The 25,529-nt window shown below is 72.9% G+C and carries 25 protein-coding genes; 17 read left to right on the forward strand and 8 right to left on the reverse strand.

Annotated elements, in window-relative coordinates; translation table 11 throughout:
- Positions 1–8 precede the first annotated feature (8 nt).
- From kdpB to corA, 5 genes are all read left to right on the forward strand, one after another.
- The gene (gene kdpB / locus ACGFI2_RS07635) at positions 9–2,183 is read left to right on the forward strand and encodes a potassium-transporting ATPase subunit KdpB (protein WP_393512246.1); all 2,175 of its coding nucleotides are present in this window, start codon (positions 9–11) and stop codon (positions 2,181–2,183) included.
- Positions 2,183–3,064 carry a potassium-transporting ATPase subunit C gene (locus ACGFI2_RS07640; RefSeq protein ID WP_393512249.1) on the forward strand — a complete coding sequence of 294 codons (882 nt, stop codon included), beginning with the start codon at positions 2,183–2,185 and terminating at the stop codon, positions 3,062–3,064. The genes kdpB and ACGFI2_RS07640 overlap by 1 nt, the downstream gene beginning before the upstream one ends.
- A gap of 80 nt (positions 3,065–3,144) precedes the next feature.
- Positions 3,145–5,691 (forward strand): DUF4118 domain-containing protein, encoded by a 2,547-nt coding sequence (locus ACGFI2_RS07645; protein WP_393512252.1) that lies wholly within the window; start codon positions 3,145–3,147, stop codon positions 5,689–5,691.
- Positions 5,688–6,368, forward strand: coding sequence for a response regulator (locus ACGFI2_RS07650; protein WP_393512255.1), 681 nt, complete (start codon positions 5,688–5,690; stop codon positions 6,366–6,368). The genes ACGFI2_RS07645 and ACGFI2_RS07650 overlap by 4 nt, the downstream gene beginning before the upstream one ends.
- Before the next feature lie 58 nt (positions 6,369–6,426).
- A complete protein-coding gene (gene corA / locus ACGFI2_RS07655) occupies positions 6,427–7,542 on the forward strand; it encodes a magnesium/cobalt transporter CorA (RefSeq protein WP_393512258.1) in 1,116 nt (371 codons plus the stop codon).
- On the opposite strand, the gene ACGFI2_RS07660 is transcribed toward corA, so the two are convergent.
- The gene (locus ACGFI2_RS07660) at positions 7,520–8,719 is read right to left on the reverse strand and encodes an MFS transporter (protein ID WP_393512261.1); all 1,200 of its coding nucleotides are present in this window, start codon (positions 8,717–8,719) and stop codon (positions 7,520–7,522) included. The two genes, corA and ACGFI2_RS07660, sit on opposite strands and share 23 nt — an antisense overlap.
- Positions 8,720–8,838: 119 nt before the next feature.
- Here ACGFI2_RS07660 and ACGFI2_RS07665 point away from each other — a divergent pair, with 119 nt between their 5' ends.
- A complete protein-coding gene (locus ACGFI2_RS07665; RefSeq protein WP_393512264.1) occupies positions 8,839–9,696 on the forward strand; it encodes an ion transporter in 858 nt (285 codons plus the stop codon).
- Between the two features lie 114 nt (positions 9,697–9,810).
- Positions 9,811–10,080: a GlsB/YeaQ/YmgE family stress response membrane protein gene (locus ACGFI2_RS07670; protein ID WP_393512267.1), complete on the forward strand. Its 270-nt coding sequence runs from the start codon at positions 9,811–9,813 to the stop codon at positions 10,078–10,080.
- Positions 10,081–10,140: 60 nt separating this feature from the next.
- Here ACGFI2_RS07670 and ACGFI2_RS07675 read toward each other — a convergent pair whose 3' ends face one another.
- The gene (locus ACGFI2_RS07675; protein WP_393512270.1) at positions 10,141–11,733 is read right to left on the reverse strand and encodes a mucoidy inhibitor MuiA family protein; all 1,593 of its coding nucleotides are present in this window, start codon (positions 11,731–11,733) and stop codon (positions 10,141–10,143) included.
- 114 nt (positions 11,734–11,847) lie between these two features.
- Between ACGFI2_RS07675 and ACGFI2_RS07680 the strand changes: the two genes are divergently transcribed.
- Entirely contained in the window at positions 11,848–13,257 is a 1,410-nt protein-coding gene (locus ACGFI2_RS07680; RefSeq protein ID WP_393512273.1) for a glycoside hydrolase family 6 protein, read from the forward strand.
- A gap of 67 nt (positions 13,258–13,324) precedes the next feature.
- Here ACGFI2_RS07680 and ACGFI2_RS07685 read toward each other — a convergent pair whose 3' ends face one another.
- Complete coding sequence (locus ACGFI2_RS07685; RefSeq protein WP_393512275.1) at positions 13,325–13,468, reverse strand: hypothetical protein; 144 nt, start codon at positions 13,466–13,468, stop codon at positions 13,325–13,327.
- Between the two features lie 730 nt (positions 13,469–14,198).
- Between ACGFI2_RS07685 and ACGFI2_RS07690 the strand changes: the two genes are divergently transcribed.
- The 6 genes from ACGFI2_RS07690 (at position 14,199) to ACGFI2_RS07715 (ending at position 17,879) form a co-directional block, all read left to right on the forward strand.
- The gene (locus tag ACGFI2_RS07690) at positions 14,199–14,444 is read left to right on the forward strand and encodes a hypothetical protein (RefSeq protein ID WP_393512278.1); all 246 of its coding nucleotides are present in this window, start codon (positions 14,199–14,201) and stop codon (positions 14,442–14,444) included.
- A 154-nt stretch (positions 14,445–14,598) separates the two neighbouring features.
- Positions 14,599–14,745, forward strand: a complete 147-nt coding sequence (locus tag ACGFI2_RS07695; RefSeq protein ID WP_393512281.1) for a hypothetical protein — start codon at positions 14,599–14,601, stop codon at positions 14,743–14,745.
- Positions 14,746–14,823: 78 nt separating this feature from the next.
- On the forward strand, positions 14,824–14,991 hold the full coding sequence (locus ACGFI2_RS07700; RefSeq protein ID WP_393512284.1) for a hypothetical protein: 168 nt from the start codon (positions 14,824–14,826) through the stop codon (positions 14,989–14,991).
- A 112-nt stretch (positions 14,992–15,103) separates the two neighbouring features.
- On the forward strand, positions 15,104–15,637 hold the full coding sequence (locus tag ACGFI2_RS07705; RefSeq protein ID WP_393512287.1) for a SigE family RNA polymerase sigma factor: 534 nt from the start codon (positions 15,104–15,106) through the stop codon (positions 15,635–15,637).
- On the forward strand, positions 15,624–16,865 hold the full coding sequence (locus ACGFI2_RS07710) for a hypothetical protein (protein WP_393512289.1): 1,242 nt from the start codon (positions 15,624–15,626) through the stop codon (positions 16,863–16,865). Before ACGFI2_RS07705 ends, ACGFI2_RS07710 begins: the two co-directional genes overlap by 14 nt.
- A gap of 717 nt (positions 16,866–17,582) precedes the next feature.
- Positions 17,583–17,879 (forward strand): helix-turn-helix domain-containing protein, encoded by a 297-nt coding sequence (locus ACGFI2_RS07715; RefSeq protein WP_393512292.1) that lies wholly within the window; start codon positions 17,583–17,585, stop codon positions 17,877–17,879.
- A gap of 33 nt (positions 17,880–17,912) precedes the next feature.
- Here the strand turns inward: ACGFI2_RS07715 and ACGFI2_RS07720 are convergent, their stop codons facing one another.
- Positions 17,913–18,335, reverse strand: coding sequence for an ATP-binding protein (locus ACGFI2_RS07720; RefSeq protein WP_393512295.1), 423 nt, complete (start codon positions 18,333–18,335; stop codon positions 17,913–17,915).
- 275 nt (positions 18,336–18,610) lie between these two features.
- Between ACGFI2_RS07720 and ACGFI2_RS07725 the strand changes: the two genes are divergently transcribed.
- A complete protein-coding gene (locus ACGFI2_RS07725; protein WP_393512298.1) occupies positions 18,611–18,949 on the forward strand; it encodes an STAS domain-containing protein in 339 nt (112 codons plus the stop codon).
- Positions 18,950–18,957: 8 nt separating this feature from the next.
- Here ACGFI2_RS07725 and ACGFI2_RS07730 read toward each other — a convergent pair whose 3' ends face one another.
- Both ACGFI2_RS07730 and ACGFI2_RS07735 read right to left on the reverse strand, forming a co-directional pair.
- On the reverse strand, positions 18,958–20,205 hold the full coding sequence (locus ACGFI2_RS07730; RefSeq protein WP_393512301.1) for a PP2C family protein-serine/threonine phosphatase: 1,248 nt from the start codon (positions 20,203–20,205) through the stop codon (positions 18,958–18,960).
- Positions 20,206–20,388: 183 nt separating this feature from the next.
- The gene (locus tag ACGFI2_RS07735) at positions 20,389–21,660 is read right to left on the reverse strand and encodes a hypothetical protein (protein ID WP_393512304.1); all 1,272 of its coding nucleotides are present in this window, start codon (positions 21,658–21,660) and stop codon (positions 20,389–20,391) included.
- 394 nt (positions 21,661–22,054) lie between these two features.
- Here ACGFI2_RS07735 and ACGFI2_RS07740 point away from each other — a divergent pair, with 394 nt between their 5' ends.
- A complete protein-coding gene (locus ACGFI2_RS07740; RefSeq protein ID WP_013283833.1) occupies positions 22,055–22,258 on the forward strand; it encodes a cold-shock protein in 204 nt (67 codons plus the stop codon).
- 287 nt (positions 22,259–22,545) lie between these two features.
- Positions 22,546–22,827: a hypothetical protein gene (locus tag ACGFI2_RS07745; protein WP_393512307.1), complete on the forward strand. Its 282-nt coding sequence runs from the start codon at positions 22,546–22,548 to the stop codon at positions 22,825–22,827.
- Between the two features lie 135 nt (positions 22,828–22,962).
- Here the strand turns inward: ACGFI2_RS07745 and ACGFI2_RS07750 are convergent, their stop codons facing one another.
- Positions 22,963–24,192, reverse strand: coding sequence for a nitrate/nitrite transporter (locus ACGFI2_RS07750; RefSeq protein WP_393512310.1), 1,230 nt, complete (start codon positions 24,190–24,192; stop codon positions 22,963–22,965).
- Positions 24,193–24,333: 141 nt separating this feature from the next.
- Entirely contained in the window at positions 24,334–25,527 is a 1,194-nt protein-coding gene (locus ACGFI2_RS07755; RefSeq protein WP_393512313.1) for a molybdopterin molybdotransferase MoeA, read from the reverse strand.
- Positions 25,528–25,529 lie beyond the last annotated feature (2 nt).

Raw genomic sequence — 25,529 nt, forward strand, 5'->3', positions numbered from 1 at the left:
ACAAGGACATGACGGCACCTCTCGATACCGCCGACGCGCCGGCCGCCGGCTCCCCGGCCACTTCGGGCAACCGGGTCGGCGGCGGGCTGCTCGACCCGCGCCAGCTGATCGCGTCGCTGCCGGACGCGCTGCGCAAGCTCGACCCGCGCACGCTGTGGCGCAACCCGGTGATGCTGATCGTCGAGATCGGCGCGCTCTTCACCACCGTGCTCGCGGTGGCCGACCCGTCCGTCTTCGCCTGGTCGATCACCGTCTGGCTGTGGCTGACCGTGGTCTTCGCCAACCTGGCCGAGGCGGTCGCCGAAGGGCGCGGCAAGGCCCAGGCCGCCACGCTGCGGCGGGCCAGGCAGGACACCATCGCCACCCGCCTGCTCGGCTGGACGCCGGGCGCGGCGGCCAACGCCTACCGCGACGAGGCGGTGCCGGCGCCGGCGCTGCGGCAGGGCGACGTCGTGCTGGTCGAGGCCGGGCAGATCATCCCCGGCGACGGTGACGTGGTCGAGGGCATCGCCAGCGTCGACGAGTCGGCCATCACCGGCGAGTCCGCGCCGGTGATCCGGGAGTCCGGCGGCGACCGCAGCGCGGTCACCGGCGGCACCCGGGTGCTCTCCGACCGGATCGTCGTCCGGATCACGCAGAAGCCGGGCGAGAGCTTCATCGACCGGATGATCGCGCTGGTCGAGGGCGCCGACCGGCAGAAGACGCCGAACGAGATCGCGCTCAACATCCTGCTGGCCGCGCTGACCCTCATCTTCCTGCTCGCGGTGGTCACGCTCCAGCCGCTGGCGATCTTCGCCAAGGGCTGGCAGGCCGCCGCGCCGAACACGCAGGCGATCACCGACTCCGGCGTCACCGGCATCGTGCTGGTCTCGCTGCTGGTCTGCCTCATCCCGACCACCATCGGCGCGCTGCTCTCCGCGATCGGCATCGCCGGCATGGACCGCCTCGTCCAGCGCAACGTGCTCGCCATGAGCGGCCGGGCGGTCGAGGCGGCCGGCGACGTCAACACGCTGCTGCTGGACAAGACCGGCACGATCACCCTGGGCAACCGGCAGGCCGCCGAGTTCCTGCCGGTGGACGGCGTGGACGCGGCCACCGTCGCCGACGCCGCCCAGCTCTCCAGCCTGGCCGACGAGACGCCCGAGGGACGTTCGGTGGTGGTGCTGGCCAAGAACGGGTTCGGGCTGCGCGAGCGCGAGCCCGGCCTCATCCCGCACGCCACGTTCGTGCCGTTCACCGCGCAGACCCGGATGAGCGGCGTCGACCTGGACGCCGACGGCGGCGTCCGGCAGATCCGCAAGGGCGCCGCCGCCGCGGTGATGAAGTGGGTACGCGAACACGGCGGCTACCCGACCGAGCAGGTCGGCGAGCTGGTCGACGGGATCAGCGGCACCGGCGGCACCCCGCTGGTGGTCGCCGAGCACGTCGCCGGCGAGCCGGCCCGGGCGCTCGGCGTCATCCACCTCAAGGACGTGGTCAAGGCCGGGATGCGCGAGCGCTTCGACGAGATGCGCCGGATGGGCATCCGGACCGTGATGATCACCGGGGACAACCCGCGCACCGCCAAGGCGATCGCCGACGAGGCCGGCGTGGACGACTTTCTCGCCGAGGCCACGCCGGAGGACAAACTCGCCCTGATCCGCAGGGAGCAGGAGGGCGGCCGGCTGGTCGCGATGACCGGCGACGGCACCAACGACGCGCCCGCGCTGGCCCAGGCGGACGTCGGCGTCGCCATGAACACCGGCACGTCGGCGGCGAAGGAGGCCGGCAACATGGTCGACCTCGACTCCGACCCGACCAAGCTGATCGAGATCGTGGAGATCGGCAAGCAGTTGCTGATCACCCGGGGCGCGTTGACGACGTTCAGCATCGCCAACGACATCGCGAAGTACTTCGCGATCATCCCGGCCATGTTCGCCGGCATCTACCCGTCGCTGGACCGGCTCAACGTGATGCGGCTGGCCAGCCCCGAGTCGGCGATCCTGTCCGCGGTCGTCTTCAACGCGATCGTCATCGTCGCGCTCATCCCGCTGGCCCTGCGCGGCGTGCGCTACCGCCCGGCCAGCGCCTCGAAGCTGCTCAGCCGCAACCTGTGGCGCTACGGCCTCGGCGGCATCGTGGTGCCGTTCGCCGGCATCAAGCTCATCGACCTGCTCGTCCAGTTCATCCCAGGGATCTCGTGATGCGCCTGCCCAGTTGGCTCTCCCCACACCTGGCCGCCCTGCGTGCCGTGCTCGTCCTCACCGTGCTGCTCGGGCTGGCGTACCCGCTCGCCCTGGTCGTCGTGGGCCGGATCCCCGGCCTGGACGGCCGGGCGGACGGCTCGCTCGTCACCGTCGGCGGCCGGACCGTCGGCAGCTCGCTGATCGGCCAGTCGTTCACCGACGCGGACGGCGACCCCGTCCCGCGCTACTTCCAGTCCCGCCCGTCCGCCGCCGGCGCCGGCTACGACCCGACCGCCACCGCGGCCGGCAACCTCGGCCCGGAGAGCGTGGTGGACACGCTCGCCGCCGATCCCGCCGACTCCACCCCGAGCCTGCTCACCCAGGTCTGCGCACGCAGCAGGGCGGTCGGCGAACTGGACGGCGTGGACGGGCGGCGCCCGTACTGCACGCCGGACGGGGTGGGCGCGGTGCTGGCCGTGTTCCGCGCCGACGGCCTGACCGGCACCGTCACCCGGGTGGTCAGCGTCAACCAGGTCGCGCCGGCGACGCCGTTCGTCACCACCTGGCAGGGCGTACCGGTCGAGCCGGCCCGGCCCGGCCACGACTACGTGGCCGAGGGCGGCGTGGTCACCCCGGTCCGGGGGGACGCGCCGGCGGAGCCGGCCGTGCCGGCCGACGCGGTCACCGCCAGCGGCAGCGGTCTCGACCCGCACATCTCCCCGGCGTACGCGGCGATCCAGGTGGCCCGGGTGGCGCGGGAGCGCGGGGCGGACCCGGCGGCGATCCGCCGGCTGGTCCGGGCGCACACCGCCGGCCGGTCGCTCGGTTTCCTGGGCGAGCCCACCGTGAACGTGCTGGACCTCAACCTCGCGCTGGACCGGGAGTTCCCGGCGCGCTGACGCCGGCAGGTGTTGAGCGGGGGCCCCGCCTCTACCGGATGCGTTAAGCGAGGGCCCCTCCTTTCCGAAAGGATGAGGCGGTGGGCAGAGGCGAGCTGCGGATCTACCTCGGGGCGGCCCCCGGCGTGGGCAAGACGTACGCCATGCTCGAAGAGGCCCAGCGCCGGGCCGAGCGCGGCACCGACGTGGTGGTCGGGCTGGTCGAGACGCACGACCGCCCGCACACCGCCGCCATGATCGGTGACCTGGAGGTGGTGCCCCGCCGGACGGTGACCTACCGGGGGGTCGACCTCACCGAGATGGACCTCGACGCGGTGCTGGCCCGCCGGCCCGAGGTGGCGGTGGTCGACGAGCTGGCCCACACCAACGTCCCCGGTTCCCGGCACGACAAGCGCTGGCGGGACGTCCAGGAGCTGCTCGACGCCGGGATCAGCGTGCTCTCCACGGTCAACGTGCAGCACCTCGAGTCGCTCAACGACGTCGTCGCGCAGATCACCGGCGCCACCCAGCGGGAAACCGTGCCGGACCAGGTGGTCCGCGCCGCCGAGCAGGTCGAGCTGGTGGACATGACGCCGGAGGCGTTGCGCCGCCGGATGGCGCACGGCAACATCTACCGGCCCGACCGGATCGACGCCGCGCTCGGCAACTACTTCCGGGTCGGCAACCTCACCGCGCTGCGTGAGCTGGCGCTGCTCTGGCTCGCCGACAAGGTCGACGAGCAGCTCGACGCGTACCGGGCCCAGCAGGGCATCTCCGCCACCTGGGAGGCGCGGGAACGGGTGGTCGTCGCGCTCACCGGCGGCCCCGAGGGCGAGACGCTGGTCCGGCGGGCGGCCCGGATCGCCGCCCGCAGCAAGGGCGCCGACCTGCTCGCCGTGCACGTGGCCCGCAGCGACGGGCTGGCCGGCGCGGACCCGGCCCAACTGGCCCGGCAGCGGGTGCTGGTGGAGAGCCTCGACGGCACGTACCACCAGGTCCTCGGCACCGACATCCCGGCCGCGCTGCTCGACTTCGCCCGCGGCGTCAACGCCACCCAGCTCGTGCTCGGCGCCAGCCGCCGGGGCCGGTTCGCGCAGCTCTTCGCCCGGGGCGTCGGGGTGACCACCACCGCGCTCTCCGGCCCGATCGACGTGCACCTGGTCACCCACCCCCAGGCGGGGCGCGGACGCCGGGGCGCGGCGGTGCCGGCGGCGCTGTCCCGGCGCCGCCGGCTGCTCGGGTACGCGCTCGCCGTGCTCGGCATGCCGCTGCTCACGCTGCTGCTGCGGACGCTGCCCGACCTCACCCTGACCAACGACATCCTGCTGTTCCTCACCGGCGTGGTCGGGGTGGCGCTGGTCGGCGGGCTGTGGCCGGCGCTGGTCGCCGCGCTCGGCGGTTCGCTGCTGCTCAACTGGTTCTTCACCCCGCCCTTCCACACGCTGACCATCGCCGAGGCCGGCAACCTGCTCGCGCTGGGCGTGTTCGTCGGCGTCGCGGTCGCGGTCAGCGGAGTGGTCGACGTGGCGGCCCGGCGTACCCGGGAGGCGGCCCGGGCGTCCGCCGACGCGCAGACCCTGGCCACCGTCGCGGGCAGCGTGCTGCGTGGCGCGCGTCCCCTGCCCGCGCTGCTGGACCGGCTCCGGGAGACGTTCGGGGTGCGCGCGGTAAGCGTGCTGGAACTGGCCGCCGAGGCCGAGGGGCGGCCGGGCCGGTCCGCCGAGGAGCACGCCTGGCGCGTGGTGGCGAGCGTCGGTGAGCGACCACCCGGCAGCCCGAGCGCGGGGGAGACCGTGGTGCCGGTCGACGAGCGGCTCAGCGTGGTGCTCGCCGGCCGGCGGCTGGAGGCCGCCGACCGCCGGGTGGTCGAGGCGTTCGCCGCCCAGGCCGCGGTCGCGCTGCGCCAGGAGCGGCTGGCCGAGGAGGCCGCCACCGCCCGCCCGCTGGCCGCCGCTGACCGGATGCGCACCGCGCTGCTCGCGGCCGTCAGCCACGACCTGCGTACGCCGCTGGCCTCGGCCAAGGCCGCGGTGAGCAGCCTGCGCAGCCACGATGTCGAGTTCGACGCCGACGACTCCGACGAACTGCTGGCCACCGCCGACGAGTCGCTGGACCGGCTGGGCCGGCTGGTGGCGAACCTGCTGGACATGAGCCGGTTGCAGGCCGGCGCGCTGGGCGTCGCCGCGACCGCGATCGGGCTGGAGGACGCCGTACCCCGGGCCCTGGACGAGCTGGGCGCCGCGGCGGCCGAGGTGACCACGGACATCGCCCCGGACCTGCCGGCGGCGCTGGTCGACCCCGGCCTGCTGGAGCGGGTGCTGGTCAACATCGTGGCCAACGCGCTGCGGCACAGCCCACCCGGCCGGCCGCCGACGATCACCGGCAGCGCGCACGCCGGCCAGGTTGAGCTGCGGGTGATCGACACCGGTCCGGGCATCCCGGAGGACCAGTGGGAGCACGTGTTCCTGCCGTTCCAGCGCCTCGGCGACCGGGACAACCAGACCGGGGTGGGGCTGGGGCTGGCGCTGTCGCGTGGGCTGGCCGAGGCGATGGGTGGGAGCATCATCCCGGAGACCACGCCCGGCGGAGGTCTCACCATGGTGCTGCGGCTGCCGGCCGCCACCGAGTCGGGAGGGCCGCAGCCATGACCCGCATCCTGGTCGTCGACGACGAGCCGCAGATCCTTCGCGCCCTGCGGATCAACCTGCGGGTCCGAGGCTACGACGTCGAGGTCGCCGACAGCGGGGCGGCCGCGCTGAAGGCCGCCGCCGGGCGTCCGCCGGACCTGGTGGTGCTCGACCTCGGCCTGCCCGACCTGGACGGCACCGAGGTCATCCGCGGGTTGCGCGGCTGGACCGCCGTGCCGATCATCGTGCTCTCCGGCCGGGCCGGCAGCGAGGACAAGGTCGCCGCGCTGGACGCGGGCGCCGACGACTACGTGACCAAGCCGTTCGGGGTGGACGAGCTGCTCGCCCGGATCCGCGCGGTGACCCGCCGGCTGGCCCCGACCACGCCCGCCGTCCCCGCGTTGCGGATCGGCCGGAACACCGTCGACCTGGCCGACCGGACCGTCACCCGGGACGACGGCGCCGAGGTCAAGCTCACCCCCACCCAGTGGGCCATGCTGGAGAAGCTGCTGCGCAACCCCGGCAAGCTGGTCAGCCAGCGGCAACTGCTGCACGACGTCTGGGGGCCGGGATACGAGCAGGAGACCAACTACCTCCGGCAGTACATGGCCCAGCTACGGCGCAGGCTGGAGGACGACCCGGCCCGGCCCCGGCACCTGATCACCGAGCCCGGCATGGGCTACCGCTACCGGCCCTGACGTTTGCGCCGGCCGCCGTGGGGGACTCGGCGAGCCGGCCGAGCAGCGGGGGAGGGGCATGGCGGACGACCGGTTCGCGGCACCGCCGCCGGAGGGCTTCGGCCGGCGCCTCGACGAGCACGCCGTCGCCGGCGCGGCGGAGCCGGAGCGGCCGGCCGGCCTGGTCGACAGCGGCGTCTACGTCGGTGGCGTACGGCGCGCGTCGCCGGTCAGCCTCGCCGACACGTTCCGCTGCCTCCAGCAGCTCCACGACGCCATGGCCTGGATCGGGCTGCGCCGGCCCAGCCGGGAACAGATCGCCTCGCTGGCCGCCGAGTTCCAGCTCCCCGAGCTGGCCGTCGAGGACGCGATCAACGCCCACCAGCGGCCGAAGCTGGAGCGGTACGACGACACCCTGTTCGTGGTGCTGCGCGCCGCCAACTACCTGGACGCGCGGGAGGCGGTCGAGTTCGCCGAGCTGCACCTCTTCCTCGGACCCGGGTTCGTGATCACCGTCCGGCACGGCGGCACGCCCGACCTGGCCGCCGTGCGGCGTCGGCTGGAGGCGGAACCGGGCGTCCTCGCGCTCGGCCCCGAGGCCGTCCTGTACGCCGTGCTCGACCGGGTGGTCGACGGCTACGCCCCGGTGGTGGCCGGCCTGGAGAACGACATCGACGAGATCGAGACCGAGGTGTTCGGCGGCGACCCGAACGCCAGCCGCCGCATCTACGAGCTGAGCCGCGAGGTGATCCAGTTCCAGCGGGCGGCGCGACCGCTGCTGAAGGTCGTCGAGGCGCTCACCCGGGGCTTCGAGCGCTACCGCACCGACGAGGAGCTGCGCCGCCGGCTGCGTGACGTGGCCGACCACCTCACCCAGGTGGTGGAGCGGGTGGATGGGTTCCGGCACCTGCTGCAGAGCATCCTCACCGTCAACGCGACCCTGGTCTCACAGGCGCAGAACGAGGAGATGCGCAGCCTCACCGCCGCCAGTTTCGAGCAGAACGAGGAGGTCAAGCGGGTCTCCGCCTGGGCGGCGATCCTGTTCGCGCCCACCCTGATCGGCACCGTCTACGGGATGAACTTCACCCACATGCCGGAGTTGGGCTGGCGGTACGGCTACCTGTTCGCGGTCGCCCTGATGCTCGCCGTCTGCGGCGCGCTCTACCTGCTGTTCAAGCGCCGCGGCTGGCTGTGAGCCCGGCCGTCCGGTCCCGGGCCGCGACCGTCACCAGCACCGCCGTGCCGAGCAGCGCGGCCGCCGGGGCGACGACCAGCCCGTACCGGAGGCCGGCCGACACGCCGGCGAGCGCGGAGCCGGCGGCGCTGCCCACCACGAACGCCGTGCTCACCCAGGCGAACGCCTCGGCCACCGTGCCCGCCTCGGCCAGCCGCTCGGCGGTGAGGAAGACGGCGGTCAGCACCGGCGGCAGCGCCAGCCCGCTCACCGCGAGCAGGCCGGCCATCGGGACCGGGCCGGGCGCCAGCAGCAGCGGCAGGAAACCGGCCGTGAGCGCGGCGGCCAGCAGCGGCAGCCGGCCGGGGCCGCCCGGCCGGACCCGGGTCCAGCACAGGCCGCCGACCAGCGCGCCGACCGCCTGCGCCGCCAGCAGCCAGCCACTGAGCCGCCGGTCGCCGGCCGCCTCGGCGTAGCCGGTCACCGCCACCGCGATGCTGCCGACCGCCGCGCCGACGCCGACCACGCCGAGCATCATCACCCCGAACCGGGGTACGCGCAGCGGCCCGGCCCAGTGCCGCACCGCGGCCACCCCGCGCCAGGCCCGGGCGGCCGGGCTGAGCGCGTACATCGCGGTGCCGGTGAGCTGCACCACGGCGGCGGCGAGCAGCCCGGCGGCCGGCCCGCCGACGGTCACCGCGAGCAGCGTGACCAGCGGCCCCACCACGAAGATCATTTCTTGCACGGCGATGTCCAGCGTGTACGCGGTGGGCACCGTGGCCGGCGGCAGCAGGGCCGGCCAGAGCGTCCGCAGGCACGCCTCCAGCGGTGGGGTGCCGAACCCGGCGACGACCGCGCCGGTCACCGCGCCGGCCAGGTGCCCGCCGGTGAGCGCCACCGCGCCGAAGCCGAGCCCGGAGACGACCGCCGCCGCCCAGAGCACCGGCGGCTGCCGCCAGCGGTCCACCGCCCGGGCCAGCAGCGGCGTCCCCACCGCCATGCCGGCCGTGTAGGCGGCGACCAGCAGGCCGGCGGCGGCCAGGCTCAGCGACTGGCGGGCGAAGAGCAGCAGCGCGAGCGGGCCGCTGGCGGTGGGCAGCCGGCCGATCTGGCTGCCCAGGAGCACCCGGAGGACCTGCGGCGTGCGCAGCACCGCGCGGATGGAGGTGTCGACGGAACGCACGTCGGCCCGGATCACCCGCCGACGGTACCCAATAGGGTGTCGGGATGGTTGACCGGCGAGCTGAGGTGCCGGCCCAGCGGGGGGAGCGCCGTCCGGGCGGCGGGCGAGGAGGACTGGCGGCCGGGTGCGCCCGAATGGTCCGGTCCCGGCCGTTCGAGATCGCGATCGTCGTGCTCATCATGGCCAACGGGGCGGTGCTGGGCATCGAGACGTACCCGCACACGGGCACCACGGCGTCGGTGCTGCGCTGGACCGAGTGGATGTTCCGGGTGGTCTTCGTCGTGGAGATCACCATCCGGGTGCTCGCGTACGGCCGCCGGCCGCAGGACTTCCTCCGGCACGGCTGGAACGTGTTCGACCTGCTGGTGACCGTTGCGATCTTCGTACCGGGGCTGCACGGCGACTCGACCGTGCTGCGGTTCGTCCGGGTGGCCCGGGTGCTGCGGCTGGTCCGCTTCTCGCCCGGCCTGCGCACCATCGTCACGGCGCTGTGGCGCAGCCTGCCCGGCGTGGCGGCGTTCCTCGCGCTCGCCGGCGTCACCCTCTACGTCTACGGCATGGCCGGCTGGCTCATCTTCGGCGACCGCTACCCGGAGCAGTACGGCGACATCGGCCGCTCGCTTGTGACGCTGTTCGTGCTGCTCTCCCTGGAGACGCTGCCTGACCTGCTGGAACAGGGCCTCGAGGTGTCGTCGTGGACGCTGCTCTACTACATCAGCTTCGTGATGATCGCGGTCAACCTGCTGCTGAACATCCTCATCGCGGTCATCGTCAACTCGATGGAGGAGGCGCGCCGGCTGGAGATGACCGAAGGACTGGCCCCGGACTACGACTCCGACGGCGACGGGGTGCCGGACGAGGTGGACCGGATCGCGATCAGCCAGCGCCTGGACGACCTGCGTACGGTGGTCGCCGAGTTGGAGCGGGAACTGCGGATCGACCGGGAGGACGCGCCGGGCGCGCCTCGCCGGCGACAGCCCTCGGAGCGCTGACCTGGCCGGTCGGGCCATGACAGTTGCGTGAAGAAATGCGCCTCACGTTTGGGCGACGGGTCGATCGGGGCACCGAACGAGACGACAGATCATCGGAAGAACAGGACGGCTCTCGTGGAAGTTACCGGTTTCCTCACCGCGATCATCATCGGTCTCATCATCGGTGCGCTCGGCCGCCTGGTGGTGCCGGGCAAGCAGAACATCCCGATCTGGCTCACCCTGGTCATCGGTGTGGTCGCCGCGATCCTGGGCACCCTGGTCGCCGGCCTGTTCGGGGTCGACGACACCGCCGGCATCGACTGGATCGAGCTGCTGCTCCAGGTCGTCTTCGCCGCCGCGGGTGTCTACCTCGCCGCCGGGGCGTACGGGCGCCGTCGCCACTGACGCTTTGTCAGGCGGGCCCCTTGTCAACGCATTCTGCATAGCAAGGGGCCCGCCTGACGTCTACTCCCGCCAGCCGGTCACCTCGACGCCCTTGGCCAGCTCCAGCCGGAAGCCCAGCGTGATCTCGCCGCTGTCACCCGGGGCGAGCGACAGCCGCCAGGTCACCTCCCCCAGCTCGGTGCGCTCGGCCGGCGGCGGCGCCAGCGCCGTCTCCCGCACCACCACCGCCTCGTCGCGCGACACCGGCAGTTGGTCGCGTACCTCGACCGCCGCCGGCCGCGACGTGTGGTTGGCGACGGTGATCCGATATTCCACCTCCCGTCGCCGGGTCGAGCCAAGCGTGGCCTTCGTCTCGGTGCGCCGGTGCAGCTTCCGTTCCACCCGCAGCCGGTCGTCCACCCCGAGCGCCAGCTCGATCTCCTCGCCCGGCGCCCACACCGGCAGCCGGGTCGACGCGACGAAGTCCGCGCCGTGGAACACCGCCGCCGGGCCGGCGAGCAGCGTGTGGTCCGACGTGTTGCGCACGGTGGCCCGCAGGTGGGCTTCGGCGGCGCGGACCGGCGCGGTCACGTGGTCCAGCCGGGCCGGCAGCTCCAGCACCGCGATCGTGGCCCGGTGCGCGCTGCCGTCGGCGGGCACCGCCACGGGTCGCGCCGGCCGGTAGGTGGCCGCGCTGACTCCCTGCTCAACCTCGGCGACGCTCTCCCGCACCCGGGGCCGGGGCGCTGCGGACCGGGCGAGACCGCCGCCGCCGCCGGCCGGCGCCGCGCCGGGCGCTGGCGGCATCGGCATCCCGAGCGGCATGTCCGCCGAGGCCGCGCGCGGGGACGCCGGCCGGAACCGGTCGAGATACCAGGGCGACAGCTCGGGTACGCCGGTCGTCGCCGCCGGCCGGGCGGTGGAGAGCCGGAGTTCGCACTCCGGCCAGTCCTCCCCGGTGCTCTGGCTGACCAGCCCGAACCAGGTGACGGTCATGGTGTCGTCGACCAGCCGCAGGTCGTAGGAGGGCTGCCAACGGGCGCCGTCCACCAGATAGGTCAGTTCCAGTTCGACCTCGGCGTCGTCGGACTCCACCGCGACGGTCACCTCGGCGGCCAGTCGGTCCGGCTCCCGCTTGCCGTGCGCGGCGTCGAGATCGCGCTCGACCGCGGCCATCTCCTCCGCCAGTTCGGTACGCCGCCGGGACAGCCCGCGCCGCCGGCCACGGACCTCGGCGAGCTGGGCGGCGACCGAGTCGGAGAAGGCGGCCACGTCGGCCGGCGCCGCGTCGCCGGCGGCCAGCGCCCGGGCATACGTGCCGGCGGCGCGCTCGGCCAACCGGGTGAGGAACTCGCCGCGCTGCTCCTCGACGCCGTCCGCGTCCTCGGTCTCGATCAGCTCGTCGGCCAGCTCGCGATGGCGTCGCTCCAGGCCGACCACCTGCGTGTCGGTGCTGTGGGCCTGGCGCCGGGTGGTCACGTCCACGCCGAGCACGGTGGCCGCGCCCCGGCCGCCGACCCGGATCGAGTCCCGCCGCAGGCCGACCGGGAGCGGCGCGACGCGTACCCGATGTTCACCTGCGGCGAGCCGGAGGCTGCCGCGGCGGGTGACCCGCGCGCGGTCCGGATAGACGGTGACGCCGACGACGGGTGCCTCGATCTCCGCAGTGTCCACGGCGGCGAGGGTAGTTCAGCCGCGCATCTTGGCAGCGGTGCCCGGCTCCGCTACCGTCCATGGGAACGCTCCCATGAACTTAGATACATCTATGTGATCAGGAGGAAACACGCCGTGGCTATCCTCTCCCTCCGCCGCCGCAGATCCGCAGCCATCGGTGCGGCAGCCGTCGCCGGTCTCACCGCCGCCGCCGTCAGCCTGACCGTCGGCGGCGCGTCCGCCGGCACGCTGTCCGGATCGCTCTACCGCGACCCGAGTTCGGCGGTCGTCCGCTGGGCCGCCGCCAACCCCGGCGACTCGCGGGCCGCCGTCATCCGGGACAAGATCGCGAGTCAGCCGCAGGCCCGCTGGTTCGCCAACTTCAACCCGTCGACGATCCAGTCCGAGGTCTCCGGGTTCATCGGCGCCGCCAACGCGGCGCAGCAGATCCCGGTGCTGTCGGTGTACGAGATCACCAACCGGGACTGCGGCGGGGCCAGTGCCGGTGGGGCGCCGGACCTCAACCAGTACCAGACCTGGGTGTCCAATTTCGCCCGAGGGCTCGGCAACCAGACCGCCATCATCATCCTGGAGACCGACTCGCTCGCCCTGCTGACCTGCCTGAGCAGCGCCGAGCTGAACGCGCGCAACCAGGCGATCTCGACGGCCACCCGGACCATCAAGTCGGGCAACCCCAACGCCAAGGTCTACCTCGACGGCGGCCACTCCACCTGGAACAGCGCCAACGAGACGGCCAACCGGCTCCGGAACGCCGGCGTGCAGTACGCCGACGGCTTCTTCACCAACGTGTCGAACTTCAACCCCACCTCCAGCGAGGCGAACTTCGGCCGGGCGGTCATCTCCGCCCTCAACGGCATGGGCATCTCGGGCAAGCGCCAGGTCATCGACACCAGCCGCAACGGTGGCGCCAGCGGGGACTGGTGCGCCGACGACAACACCGACCGGCGCATCGGGATGTACCCGACGACGAACACCGGCGACGGCAACATCGACGGGTACCTCTGGGTGAAGCCGCCGGGCGAGGCGGACGGCTGCCGCTACACGGCCGGTTCGTTCCAGCCGGACCTGGCCTTCAGCCTGGCCAACGGCGCGCCCAACCCGCCGGTCACCACTCCGCCGACGACCGCGCCGCCGACGACCGCGCCGCCGACCACCGCGCCGCCGACCACCGCGCCGCCGACCACGACCCCGCCGACGACCGCGCCGCCGACCACGACGCCGCCGCCGACCGGGAACGGCTGCTCCGCGTCGGTGGTGCTCAACCAGTGGTCCGGCGGATTCACCGCGAGCGTGACGGTCACCGCCGGCTCCACGAGCCTGAACGGCTGGACCGTGACCATCACGCTGCCCGGCGGCGCCGCGATCACCGGCGTCTGGAGCGCACAGGCCAGCGGCACCAGTGGGACCATCCGGTTCACCAACGTGGGCTACAACGGAAGCGTCGGCGCCGGACAGTCGACCAACTTCGGCTTCCAGGGCACCGGCACCGGCCCCGGCGCGACGGCCAGCTGCACCGCCGGCTGACCTCGCCCGACACCAAGGGCCCGGCGCGGAGGACCACCTTCCGCGCCGGGCCCGCCGGCCGGACCGGTCAGTAGCGGCCGGGGCTGTCCAGCGGGCACATCACGATGCGCGGTTGCGCGGCCGGGTCGAGCCACCGGAGCACGCCGACCAGGTCGGCGTGCGACAGGCTGACGCAGCCGGCGGTGGGCGTCGTCCGAAACGGTGGTGGCATCGCGATATCATGGCGGCAGGCAGAGCGCCTGCCCGCGCCCGATGTGACAGCCCACGCCTGATCACGTCCTGGGGCCAAGAGTCTCCGACTCCGCGCGGTTCGTGTCGAGCTTTCGGCGTGCCCGCCACGCCGCCGTTCGGTGGAGGGCGTGGGGCTGCACCGGAGGCGCCATGTCTGATCAGAACCCGCGGAGCACCCCACGCCCGGGGCGCGCCCGCAAGCGGGCGATCCGGGAACAGGCCGCCCGGACCGGAGTCGCCTACTCGGTGGCCGCCCGGCAGCTCGCGACGGTCGGTCTCCAGCCCGGCGAGATCCTCTCCAGCTACGGACGCACGATCTATCCGACCGGCTTCGACTCACACCGCCAACTGCTCGTCGAACGCCGCGAACGGCGGTCCTTCGAAGAGCGGGTGGCGGACACCCGGCGGGCCGGGGCACTGCCCGACGGGCGCGCCCAACACCTCGTCGAGCGGTTTCCGCCCACCCGGGGGCCCAAGGGCACCGGGGTGGGGCCGCTCTACCACGGTGAAGGGCGCCAAGAGTTGCTCGCGATGTCGTACATCGTCGTCGCGGCCGAGTCGCCAGGGCTGCTGCCCGAGGTGGGTGACCTGGCGTGGATCTCCGAGATGGGTGAGGAGACCGCGCTCGACATGGCCTGTGCCGAGCTGGACCGTGAGGCCCGTCGGCTGCTCGACCGGGAGCCGGCGGTGCTGTGGATGGGCTGCCGATCGTGGGCGTCCGGCAGATCCTGGACGCGCTTCTCATCGTCGCCGACGACGGTCACGCCCCGGGCACCCGGGTACGTCTGCTCCGCGACCCCCACCAGGGACGGACGGCCACCATCATGGGCGCGCTGTGGGGGCCGTCGGGGCCGCCGGTCGGCTATGAGGTCTGGATCGACGAAGTGCGGACGGCGCTGTCGGCGCGCTCCGACGAACTGGTCGTGCTGGCCGACCAGGAATCGTTGCCGCGCTGAGTCGAGTCGCTCCTCCGGGGGCCAGGACGCTCGAACATGCCCTCACGTCCCTCACGAGCTGGGCAGCAACTTGTGGCGCAGGCAGGCGGGTTTCGCGGTCGGTCCGGCGGGGGTAGAGGCACACCGCCCGTCAGCCGATCCCGAGGAGACTGCCATGTCGGTGCAAGCGTTTCTCTACCTGGTCGCGGTCATCCTGATCGTGCTCGCCGCGTTGCCCATCCCCACCCGGGGCGTTTCGCTCGCGCTGCTCGGGGCGGCCTGCGCCCTGCTGGCGTACGCCTGGCCGGTGATCACCGGCTAGGCGTCGAGCGACGCGGACCACACTGGATCGGGACTCCGGCCGGACCGGCCCGTCGTCCTACCGGGTGTGAGAACAGGCATGGACGCGGCGGACGAGGGTGAACTCGTCCGCCGCGTCGCCCGTGGGAATCGGCGGGCGTTCGACGAGTTCTACCGGCGTACCGCGCCGTGGCTGGAAGTGCGCCTGCCCCGTCCACAATGGGACGTGGTCGCCCGCCTGCTCGCCGGATGTCGCCGCGCCCCGTGACACGCGCGCCCTGAGCCGCCGGCGGACAACCTCGCCCGAACTACTTCCCCGGACCGTGCAACGTCCCGGGCGGGTGGCTCCGTTCTACCTCCGTCACGAGGAGGCAGTCGACGTGAAAGCCGAAGACGAGCAAGCATTCCGCGAGTTCGTGACGTCACAGATGGCGTCGCTGCGGAAGCTGGCGTACATGACCTGCGGCGACTGGCACACGGCGGAGGACGCCGTGGCCAACGCGCTGGTCAAGCTCTACCCCCGCTGGCGAAAGCTGGAACGGCCCGATCTCTACGTCAAGACCATGGTCTACCGGGCCGCGGTCGACGAGACCCGTCGCCCCTGGCGACGTGAGCGGTCGGTCGGCGACGCCATGCCCGACCTCGCGTTCCGGGACCCGGCCGGCGCGACCGACGAGCGGATGCGCCTGCGGGCGGCGCTCGACGCCGTGCCGGCTCGGCAGCGGGCCGCCGTGGTGCTCCGGCACTACCTGGACCTGAGCCTGGAGGACACGGCCCGCGTCCTCGACTGCACGGTCGGCACGGCCAAGAGTCAGGTCTCCCGGGGCCTGGCGAAGCTGCGCGAGTCGCTCGGCGGCGAACACATCAATCTCACCGGGCAGCCGATGGAGGAGTGGACAAATGCAGTTGCGTGATCTCGTGGATGCCGTGACCGGCGACGAGCCGCCGATGGCCCGCACCGCCGACGACATCGTCGCGGCGGGGCGTCGGGCCGAGCGGCGTCGTCGTGCCGGGTTCGCGTCGGCCGGCGCGGCCGGTCTGGTCGCGATCGCGGTCACCGGCGCGTTCGTGCTGCCGACCCTGGGCGCCGAGCGGGACACCCCGGCCACCCCGGCCCCGGCCGGCGCGGCGACGTCCCAGGGGGCCGAGGCCCGGTGGCCGGACACCTCGCCGTTCACCTTCACCTTCCAGGGGTACGACGCCGGCACGCTGCACGTGCAGGACCCGATCGTCACGTCCGTCGGGTACCAGATCGCCTCCGTCTACTCCGACGGCCACACCTCGAACGACAAGCCCGTCACGGCGGAGGAGGCCGAGGCGCGGGGCGACGTCCTCAAGCAGAAGAAGAAGGCCGCCGGAGGGAAGCCGTCCCTGTGGGCGTACCTGACCGTCTACCGGCCGGGCGCCTTCGACCCCGCCGGGATCCCCGACGGCAGGAGCGTCACCGTGGCCGGGCACCGGGCCGTGCAGGCGACGGTGCCGGTCGGCCTCGACCCGTGGGACCGGGTGGACGAGGGCAACAAGCTGTTCGCCTGGGAGTACGCCGAGAACGCCTGGGCGGCCGTCACGTCGTTCTCCAGCGACGCGGCCACGCCGAGCTTCGAGGACCTGGGTGGCCTGATCGAGGGCCTGAAGCCCAGCAGTCCGACGCCGGCCCTGGTGCCGTTCACGGTGGGCTACGTGCCGGCCGGCTACGTGCCGCTGCAGACCGGCACGCACGCGATGCCCGGCCTCAGCGGCATCGCCACGGCCCGTGCCGGTGACTACGGCGGCGCGACGTACACCAGGCCGGCCGCGCCCACCACGGGCCTGACCGCGCCGTACGACGCGGTCGAGGGCACCATCACCGACGGGTTCCACATCTTCGTCACGCCGAGCACCAGCTCGAACCAGTCGCCGGAGCCCGGCGTGACGAGGTGCTACGACGGATCCGACCGGCGGGTCCCCGACGGCGGCCCCGCGGTCGGCGGTTTCTGCAACGTCTGGAGCGCCGACGGCAGGGTCGCCCTCCAGGTCAGCGCCTCCGGCCTGGGCAACAAGCTGCCCCGGGCCGAGCTGGAGAAGGTGGCCAAGGGGATCACGGTCGCCGACGTCGAGGACGAGTCGACCTGGACCCCCGCCGCGACCGCCCTCCGGCGGTAACGACCAGCACCGGCGGGAGCAAGGCCCTCACGGCGACAGCGGCACTGTGCGTATCGGCGGTGCCGCTGTCGCCGTGGGGGGAACTTCGAGCACTGCCCCGGGTTCGGCGGGACCAGTCATCCTGGTGAGCGACGGTCAGAAAATCTAGGTTGGTGGGACTAGACATCTTCTGCGGTGTGGCATACTCTTCTTCGAGTCGAGAGAAAAGATCCGTCAAGACGCAGACGGGGCCGCCCGGCCGTGAGGCCACGACGGGTGGCGAGGAGAGGAACAGGCTTCACCGTTCCCTCCGGCATGCAGTAGGAGCACGTCAGGCCCGGTGGTTCATACGCCGGGACGCAGGTGGGGCCAATGCTCTTTCCAGGGCTCCAGCTGATGTTCGCCGCACGTGTCGGGGCCATGAAGTCGCGTGGGCTCCGGCGCCGGCGGACCGTACGACAGCAAGGCGAAAGAAGTAGTAGAAGTAGCAGAGGAAAGGGAGGGCCGTACACCGTTGGATCGCCCGCCGTCGGCCGTCATGTCAGGCCGGGCGGACACCGCAGTTTCCATCGAACGAGAGGTGGTCTTCGGTCACGCATATGCGATCCTCGCACCCGGAGCCGTCGATGACGGCTGGTGCGGATACGACAAACCGACGTTCCTGTCGGCAGATGGTGTTCTGACCCGTAACCCTGGGCCCCGGCGCGTAAGCGCCGGGGCCCTCGACGTGGAGGTGACATGGGGCAGAACCCCGAGGACATGTTCGGCGATGAGAACTACCCGGCCTACACCATCGGCCAGGCCGCGGAGATGCTCGGCACCACGCAGGACTTCCTGCGCCGCCTGGACGAGGCGAAACTGATCAATCCACACCGCTCCGGCGGCGGGCACCGCCGCTACTCCCGCTACCAGATGCGCCTGGCCGCCCGGGCCCGGGAGATGGTCGACCAGGGCACCGCCCTGGAGGCCGCCTGCCGGATCATCATCCTGGAGGATCAACTCGAGGAAGCCCTCCGGCAGAACGAGAAGCAGTAGCGTCGGCCGACTGGCCAGCACGCCCGCGACCGGTCAGCGGCTCGGTGCCGCTCCGACGTCGGTGAGGTGTTTGGTGATACGTAGCAGCACCTGATTCGGTGGTCCGGTGACGAAGGTGGCCGTGTCGGCGAGCGCGGCGATCAGGGGCAGCCCACGGCCGCCGATGGTGAGCGGGGCGGGGAGACCGGCGTCGAGCGTGGTGTTGTCCGGGGTGTTGCCGCGGTTGCGGACCTCGAGGACGCAGATGTGGTCGTCGATACTGATGGTGATGTCGACGGTGGTGCCGGGGTCAGCGTGGACCACCGCGTTGGAGCACGCCTCGCTGATCACCACCGCCAGGTTGGCACGGGTGTCCTCGCCGGCGTCGGTGAGGCTCAGCAGGGTGGTGAGTATGCGGCGGGCGTGGGTCGCCGACGACGGTTGGCGGGGGAGTGACATGGTCATGCTCACCCGCATCGCGCAGTTCCTCCCCGACCCGTGCGTCATCCGTCCGACCACCCTGCCATACCCAGGCGGGAGGTTTCGATTCGCGGTGCCGTGAGAGTTCCGGTCCCGGCCGGCGAGGGTGGCTGCGCACCGATGGGAGCACGCCGTGCGCCGCGTTCCTCGCCACACCCGGTGGGCCCTACGGGAGGCGGTCGGGGCGATGTTCTGGCACGGTGGGGAATGGACGTAGACAGGCACCGCGAGCGGTCGGGATGCCGGATTGAGGGGATCTTGTGGATTTCGCGTTGACGACCCGGCGGGGGCGTGTCGGCACGGTGGTGGAGGTCGCCGGTGAACTGGACATGAGCACCACCCCGCAGTTGCGCGACCGGTTGTCCGAGGTGGTGCAGGGCGGTGCCCGGGTGGTGGTGGTCGACCTCGCCAATGTCGGGTTCATGGACTCCAGCGGCCTGGGCGCCCTGGTGCTCGCCTACAAGGACCTGCGGGAGCGGGACGGCTGGCTCGGTCTGGTCGGGGCTCGCCCGCCGGTGCGGCAATTGTTCTCGGTGACCTCGGTGGACCGGGTCATCAGCCTCTTCGACACCGTGCAGGACGCCGAGGAGGCGTCACCGGCGGTGTCCTGAGCCCCTTCTCACCGGGGGCGGCTGCTGGTGCGGGCGGGGTCGGCGCCGCCGGCGCTGCGTCGCGGCCCGTGGCCGTCGTACCAGTCGACGATGAGCATGGTGGCGTCGTCGGCCAGGACCGGCCCGGCGGCCGCCAGCACCGCGTCGGACAGCGCCCGGACCGCCTCGCGAGGGTGCAGGTGGGCGATCTCGAGCAGGGCGGCGGCCAGGTCGAGGTCGGCCGCGTTGCGTTCCCGCATCCCGTCGGTGACGACCACCAGCCGGTCGCCGGGCCGCAGCGAGATCTCCGCGCTGCGGTAGCGCTCGTCCGGGAACATGCCCAGCGGGAAGTTGCCGGGCAGTTCCACCGGTGCGACCCGCTCGTCACGGACCAGCATCGGCGGGACGTGCCCGGCGTTGAGCAGTTCACAGCGCCCGGTGGGCAGATCGACGCGGCCGAGCAGGGCGGTCACGTACGCGCCGCGGACGTTCGCGTGCTCCGCGATGGCCCGGTTCGCCTCCTCGGCCTGTGCGACGAGGCCGACGCCGCGGCGCCGAGTGTTGCGCAGGCTGCCCACCCCGAGGGTGGCGGTCAGCGCGCTGGCCACGCCGTGGCCCATCGCGTCGGTGACGCTGAGGTGCAGCAGGTCCCGGGCGAGGCTGTAGTCGAAGGTGTCCCCACCGACACTCGCGGCGGGCTCCAGCCACCCGGACAGGGCGAACGCGCCGGCCTCGCAGGTGAACGAGGCGGGCAGCAGCCGGCGTTGGATCTCCGCGGAGAGGGTGAACGGGGTGCTGCGCTGGCCCCACTCGAACAGGTCGGTGTGCCGGCGGTTGGCGATGACCACGAACGCCAGCGCGTGCGCGGCACGGGCGAGCTGCGCGATCACGTCCTCGTCCGGCTCGTCCGGGAGGTCGATCTCCAACAGGCCGATCGCCTCACCGCGGTCGGTGACCGGTGAGAGCACCCTCCACCGGCCGTCACCGGGTAGCACCTGGGTGACCTGCTGCCGCAGTGCCTGCTCGTACGGGCCGCCGTCGAACGGCAGGACCTCGGCGGCCTCCTCATCCTGACGTCGCTCGGGGCCATCGGCGGTCGGCTGGTGGGTCAGCCGCACCAGCGCCCGACCGCCCAGGTCGGCGATCAGCAGCGAGACACCGATCGCGCCCAACCCGGTCGCGATGGCACCGGTGACGGCCTCGACCGCCTCCACCGGTGCGGCGTCCTCCGCCGACTGCAGCATCCCGGCCAGCACCATCTGCTCGCTGTCCTCCACGTGTCGAGCATATTCAACCAGGTCGCCGGACGCCTCGTCAGCCGACCGCGGACGGCCGGGCGCCGATCAGATCACTCGCCCGCCGGGTCGGCACGAGACAGTCGCGGCCGAGCGACGCCCACGGGCGGGACGGCCTCCCGTCCCGCCCGCACCTGGACGGCCCTCGCCGGCCGACGAGGCGGATCAGGCTGCCGGCCTCTCGTCCTCGGGGGTCACCAGGATCAGCCGGCGACGCCGGGCGGCGAGGAACAACACACCTCCGGCCGCCAGCGCCACGATGCCGATTCCGCCGATCAGCCCGGCCTGCGGCCCGGTGACCGGCAACCCGCCGTCGCCGTCACCGCCGCCGACGCCATCACTGCCGCCATCACTGCCGCCGTCGCCGTCACCGTCGCCGTCACCGCCGCCGCTCTTCGCGGCCAGCACCACGGCGAACCCGTCCTGATTGTCGCTGTGGTCCGCGTCGGCCACCCGTACGGCGACGGCGTTCGCGGGCAGCTCGGTCCGCGCAGGCGTGGAGCGGTCGTTCGTCGGCCGCTCGGCGAGGCCCTCCACCCGTACGGTTCCGCCCCGCAACGTCGCCGGCGCGGTGGCCGATGCCGCAGTCGTCACCAGGTTGTACAGCTCGACCGCCGAGTAGATCGTGTCGTTCGGGTCGGTGTCCTCGGCGGCCGGAACGAGGGTGAGGCTCGCGTAGGTGCAGACCGCCGACCGCCCGGCGTCGGCGAGCACGCACAGGGTCGGCTGCCTGGTGAAGGTCACACCCTTGGGCAGGCGCAGCGTGACCCGCACTCCGCTGACCGCTTTCCGGCCCTGGTTGGCGACGGTGTGCCACACCGCACCCGTCTCACCCGGGTTCAGCGTCCCGCTGGGCCTGGGCGTGCCGTCACCGCCGATCCGCACCGACTGCTTCACGTCCCGGGCGACCAACGAGAGGTCGGCACTGGACCGGTCGACCAGCGTCAGCGGGAACCATCTGGTGTTGTCGGCCGGATTCGCGTCCTCGTCCGGCCTGATGCTGACGGAAGCTTCGAACCTGCCCTCGTAGGGCTCCGCAGCCCCGTAGGCGGTCGCGTCGATGGGAACGTCGACGGTTTCGCCCGGCCCCGGGATCAGCTCCGGCAACAGTCGGCAGTAGAACCCCCCGACGTCGCCGTCGCACTCGCCCACACCTCCGGAATGCCAGATCAGGGCGACCGGCAAGGGGTCAGGGCCCTCCGACGGCTGGCGGACGTAGACGACGACGTCGCTCGGGGTCTCGTCCCCCAGGTTGCTGATCTTCAGATAGGCGACCTTCCGCTCGACCCCGAGCGGGATCGTCGTCCCGGACGCGTCGACCGCGAGGTCCGGACCCCGCCTCGCCGCCTCGGCGGGAGCGGCGGGGCCGGCCAGCCCGGCGAGGAGGAGCAGCACGGCGGAGACAGTTCGCGACAGCCGCCGACGACCAAAGTTCATGGCGGAACCCTTCCGGACGCGCGGACAGTGCAGGGGAGAACACTATCGGCAATCGGCCTCCATCAGTGCCTATCGAACCATCGAAACCGAGGATGAGTTGGATCCGCGCGCCAGCGCGCCGCGTCGGCGAGCGCGGCGTGGGTCCGGGCGCGCCGCCGCAGGGAAGCAAGCTCGGTGGCCAGGTCCGCTCACCGCCGCGTGATCCGCGACGGATCATGTGCTACGGTAACCGGGTTGCAGTTTTGATTTCCGTAGACGTTTTCCGGCGCCTGGTGGGGCATCTGAAACCCATCCAGGCGCTTTTCGTTTTCGTGTCGTTTCGACGCGGGTGATCAACGCGGCGGCGTAAAGGGTCCGCACAGGGCGGTCTCTGACAGCCTGCGAAGGAGCAGACATGACTACAGGCACCGTGAAGTGGTTCAACGCCGACAAGGGCTTCGGCTTCATCAGCCCGGACGACGGCGGCGCCGACGTCTTCGCCCACTTCTCCGCGATCTCGGCGAGCGGCTTCCGCAGCCTCGACGAGAACCAGAAGGTGGAGTTCGACATCACCCAGGGCCAGAAGGGCCCGCAGGCGGAGAACATCCGCCCGCTCTGATCCACGTTCTGTGAACGGCGGCCCGACTGGTTCAGCGGGCCGCCGTTCGGCGTCTCATGCGCCCCGGCAGCACGAAAACGTCTGATCGGCAGAAGGCCGGTCATCTCGGTGTGGAGCCGGCTCCGTACCGCCCCCGTGTTCTCCTCTCTGGATCGATTCGGACCTCGGGCGCCGGTCTTCGGCCGGGTGTGACACACCATGGCCGGACTCGACGCCGCACCTCCTGACGACTGTCGGACAGCCGGGACCCGGGGTGTACGGCGTCACATCCTGAAGGGTTGATGACTATGACGACGACCTACTCCGGTCCGGCGAGGCTGATCCTGGTCGACGGCGCCTGCATCTCCGGCATGGCTTCCCTCAGCACCAACCAGCGCGGAGGACTCAACGGCTGGGGCGGCACGTTCCGTCCGGACGAAATCACGACGGACCTTCGCAACGCGGTGCAGGGGCTGCAGTTGGAACTGCCCTACGATCGGGTGGGGACAGTCGCCGTCACCGGCATACGCAAGCTGCTCGCCACGCAGGTGTTGGTGTCGTTGGCAGGCCACGGACCCGCACCATTCTGATCGTACGCCGCACGGCCGCCACCACATCGCCGCCGCGACGCGCCACGCTGCGCTGACGCGGCGTCGAAGCGGGGTGAGGGTGCCGCCGGGCGGCGTTCCTCCTGCCCGGGTCCGTCCGCTCAGGACCGACGAGCGTCACCCGGCGCGGCGGGCCAGGCCCCCCATCTTCACCGCGGTGAACACCGCGGCGGCCAGCGCCACGTCGGAGAGCAGCATCAGCCCGATGGCGTAGGAGCCCTGCAACCCGTACACCCAGCCCATCACCAGCGGCGGCACGAATCCGCCGAGCCCGCCGGCGGCCCCGACCAGCCCGGTGACCGCACCCACCCGGTCGACGGGGGCGACCTTGCCGACCAGGGCGAACACCGCCCCGCTGGCCGCACCGAGCAGCACCGCCATGCCGAGCAGCGCGACGGTGGCTACCGGCATCAGGGCCGGCTGGAACGCCTGTACGACGGCGAATCCGGCCACCCCGGCGAAGCACCACACCAGCACCGGCACCGGGTGCAGCCGGTCGGAGAGCCAGCCGCCCACCGGGCGGGCCAGCACGGCGAGGACCACGAAGCCGGCGGTCCGCAGGGCACCGTCCACGGCGCTCAACCCGTAGGCGGTGCTCAGGTACGCCGGTAGGTACACGCTGAAGGCCACGAACCCGCCGAACCCGACCGCGTACAGGAAGCACAGCTGCCAGGTGACGGTCAGCCGGGCGACGCCGGCGAGCCGCTGCCAGGCCGACCCGGTGGGCCGGGCCCGGCCCGGAGCGTCGCGCAGCAGCAGGAACGACAGGACCGCGTACGCCGCCAGGATCGCCGCGACCAGCAGGAACGGGGCCCGCTCGCCGTAGGCGTCGGCGAGCCGGACGGTGGTGAAATTGGCGATCGCGGTGCCGCCCATGCCGACGCCGAACACGCCGATGGCGAAGCCGCGCCGGGCCGGCGGATACCAGCCCGACACCAGCGGGACGCCGACAGCGAAGGCGGTGCCGCCGATGCCGAGGAAGAAGCCGGTCACGATCAGCGCCGGGTAGGAGGAGACCGTGGTGAGGGTCAGCACCGGAACGATGGTGGCGACAGTGACCAGCGGGAAGACCACCCGGGCCCCGTACCGGTCGGTGAGCGCGCCGACCGGGATGCGTCCCAGCGAGCCCACGATCACCGGCACCGCGACGAGCAGGGACTGCGCGGCGAAGCCGAGCCCGAGCCGCTCCTTGATGCCAGGGCCGAGCGGACCGAGCAGGGCCCACGCCCAGAAGTTCACCAGGAAGCCGAGGGTGGCCATGGCGAGCTGGAGGGCGGCCCCGGAGGTGGCAGCGGGGCGCCCGACCGGGGCGGCGCCTCCGGCCTGCCGGTCACGGATAGCGGTCATCGTTCAACTCCGTCGGGATCGTCGTGCTGCTGGCGCGACGTCAAGGGGAAAGCAGGAATCCGCTTAACCGGTACGAGCCTCGCTCTGTCCAACCCGCCCCGGCAGGGCCGGAAGACCCGGCCGAGGGGGACGTGTCATCTGTCACGGCGGGGCGAGCAGGCCGACCGGGGTGCCGTGGTGCCACCCCGGCGGCACCACGGCGAGCGCGTCGGCGCCTGCCACCGCGCCCAGGTATCCCGGATGTGCCCCATCCACCACCTGCAGGCCCTGCGCCCCGCGCCGGACCGGCACGATCCGGGTGTTCCGATCGTCGGGGCGCAACGAATCGGTGAGGACGGCGGTGTCCAGATCGGCCGGCGGCCGTCCGGCGAGCCCGGTGAGCAGCGGGTCGACCAGCGTGAGCGTGGCGACCAGCGCCGCGAACGGGTTGCCCGGCAGGCCGACGATCCAGCGGGCCCCGGCCTGGGCCAGGACCTGCGGGTGCCCGGGCCGGCACCGCACCCCGTCCACGTGCGCCACGGCTCCGAGGTGCCGCAGCGACGCGTGCAGCCCGTCCGCCGGGCCGACGGAGGACGCCCCGCAGACGACCGTCACGTCGGCGTCCCGCGTGCTGTCCGCGATCGCCTCGACGAACCACCCGGGCTCATCGCCGACCATCCGGGAATCGAGCAGGTTCACTCCCCAGGCGGACAGGAGCGGGGCCAGCATCGGGCCGATCGCGTCCCGCACCCTGCCCCACGGGGGCCGGCCGGCGTGGACCACCTCGTCGCCGCTGATCAGCAGGCGTGCCCGTGGCCGGGCCCGGACGGTGAGGTGGTCGAGGCCGACGCTCGCGGCCAGCCCCAGCACCGCCGGGGTGACCGGCGAACCCGCCGGCACCAGCTCCTGGCCGCGGTCGGCGTACTCGCCCACGCGCCGGATGTGCCGGCGATCGCCCGGGGCCGCCCGCAGGACGTCACCGACGCGGTCGGCGGCCTCGTAGGGCACGACCCGGTCCGCCCGGTCCGGGACGGGGGCGCCGGTGGCCACCTCGACGGCGGCCCCCTCGACCAGGGGCGCGACGGCGTGGGTGCGACCGGCCAGGACGCGGCCGACCACCCGCCACGGGCCCGGACCGCGCACCGCGTACCCGTCCATCGCGGAGTTGTCGAACCCGGGCAGCGGGACCGCCGCGATCAGCGGCGCAGCCAGGGTCCGGCCGATGGCCGAGGCCAGCGGCACCGACTCGCCGGGCAGGGGCGCGGGGAGCCGGTGAGCCAGCGCCCGCGCCGCGGCCCAACCTGTCGCGGTCGGTGCCGAACGGTGGCGATCGGGGCGGTGCGGTGCGATGGTCACCG

Source organism: Micromonospora sp. NPDC049282, assembly GCF_043197045.1.
Classification (GTDB): Bacteria; Actinomycetota; Actinomycetes; order Mycobacteriales; family Micromonosporaceae; genus Micromonospora.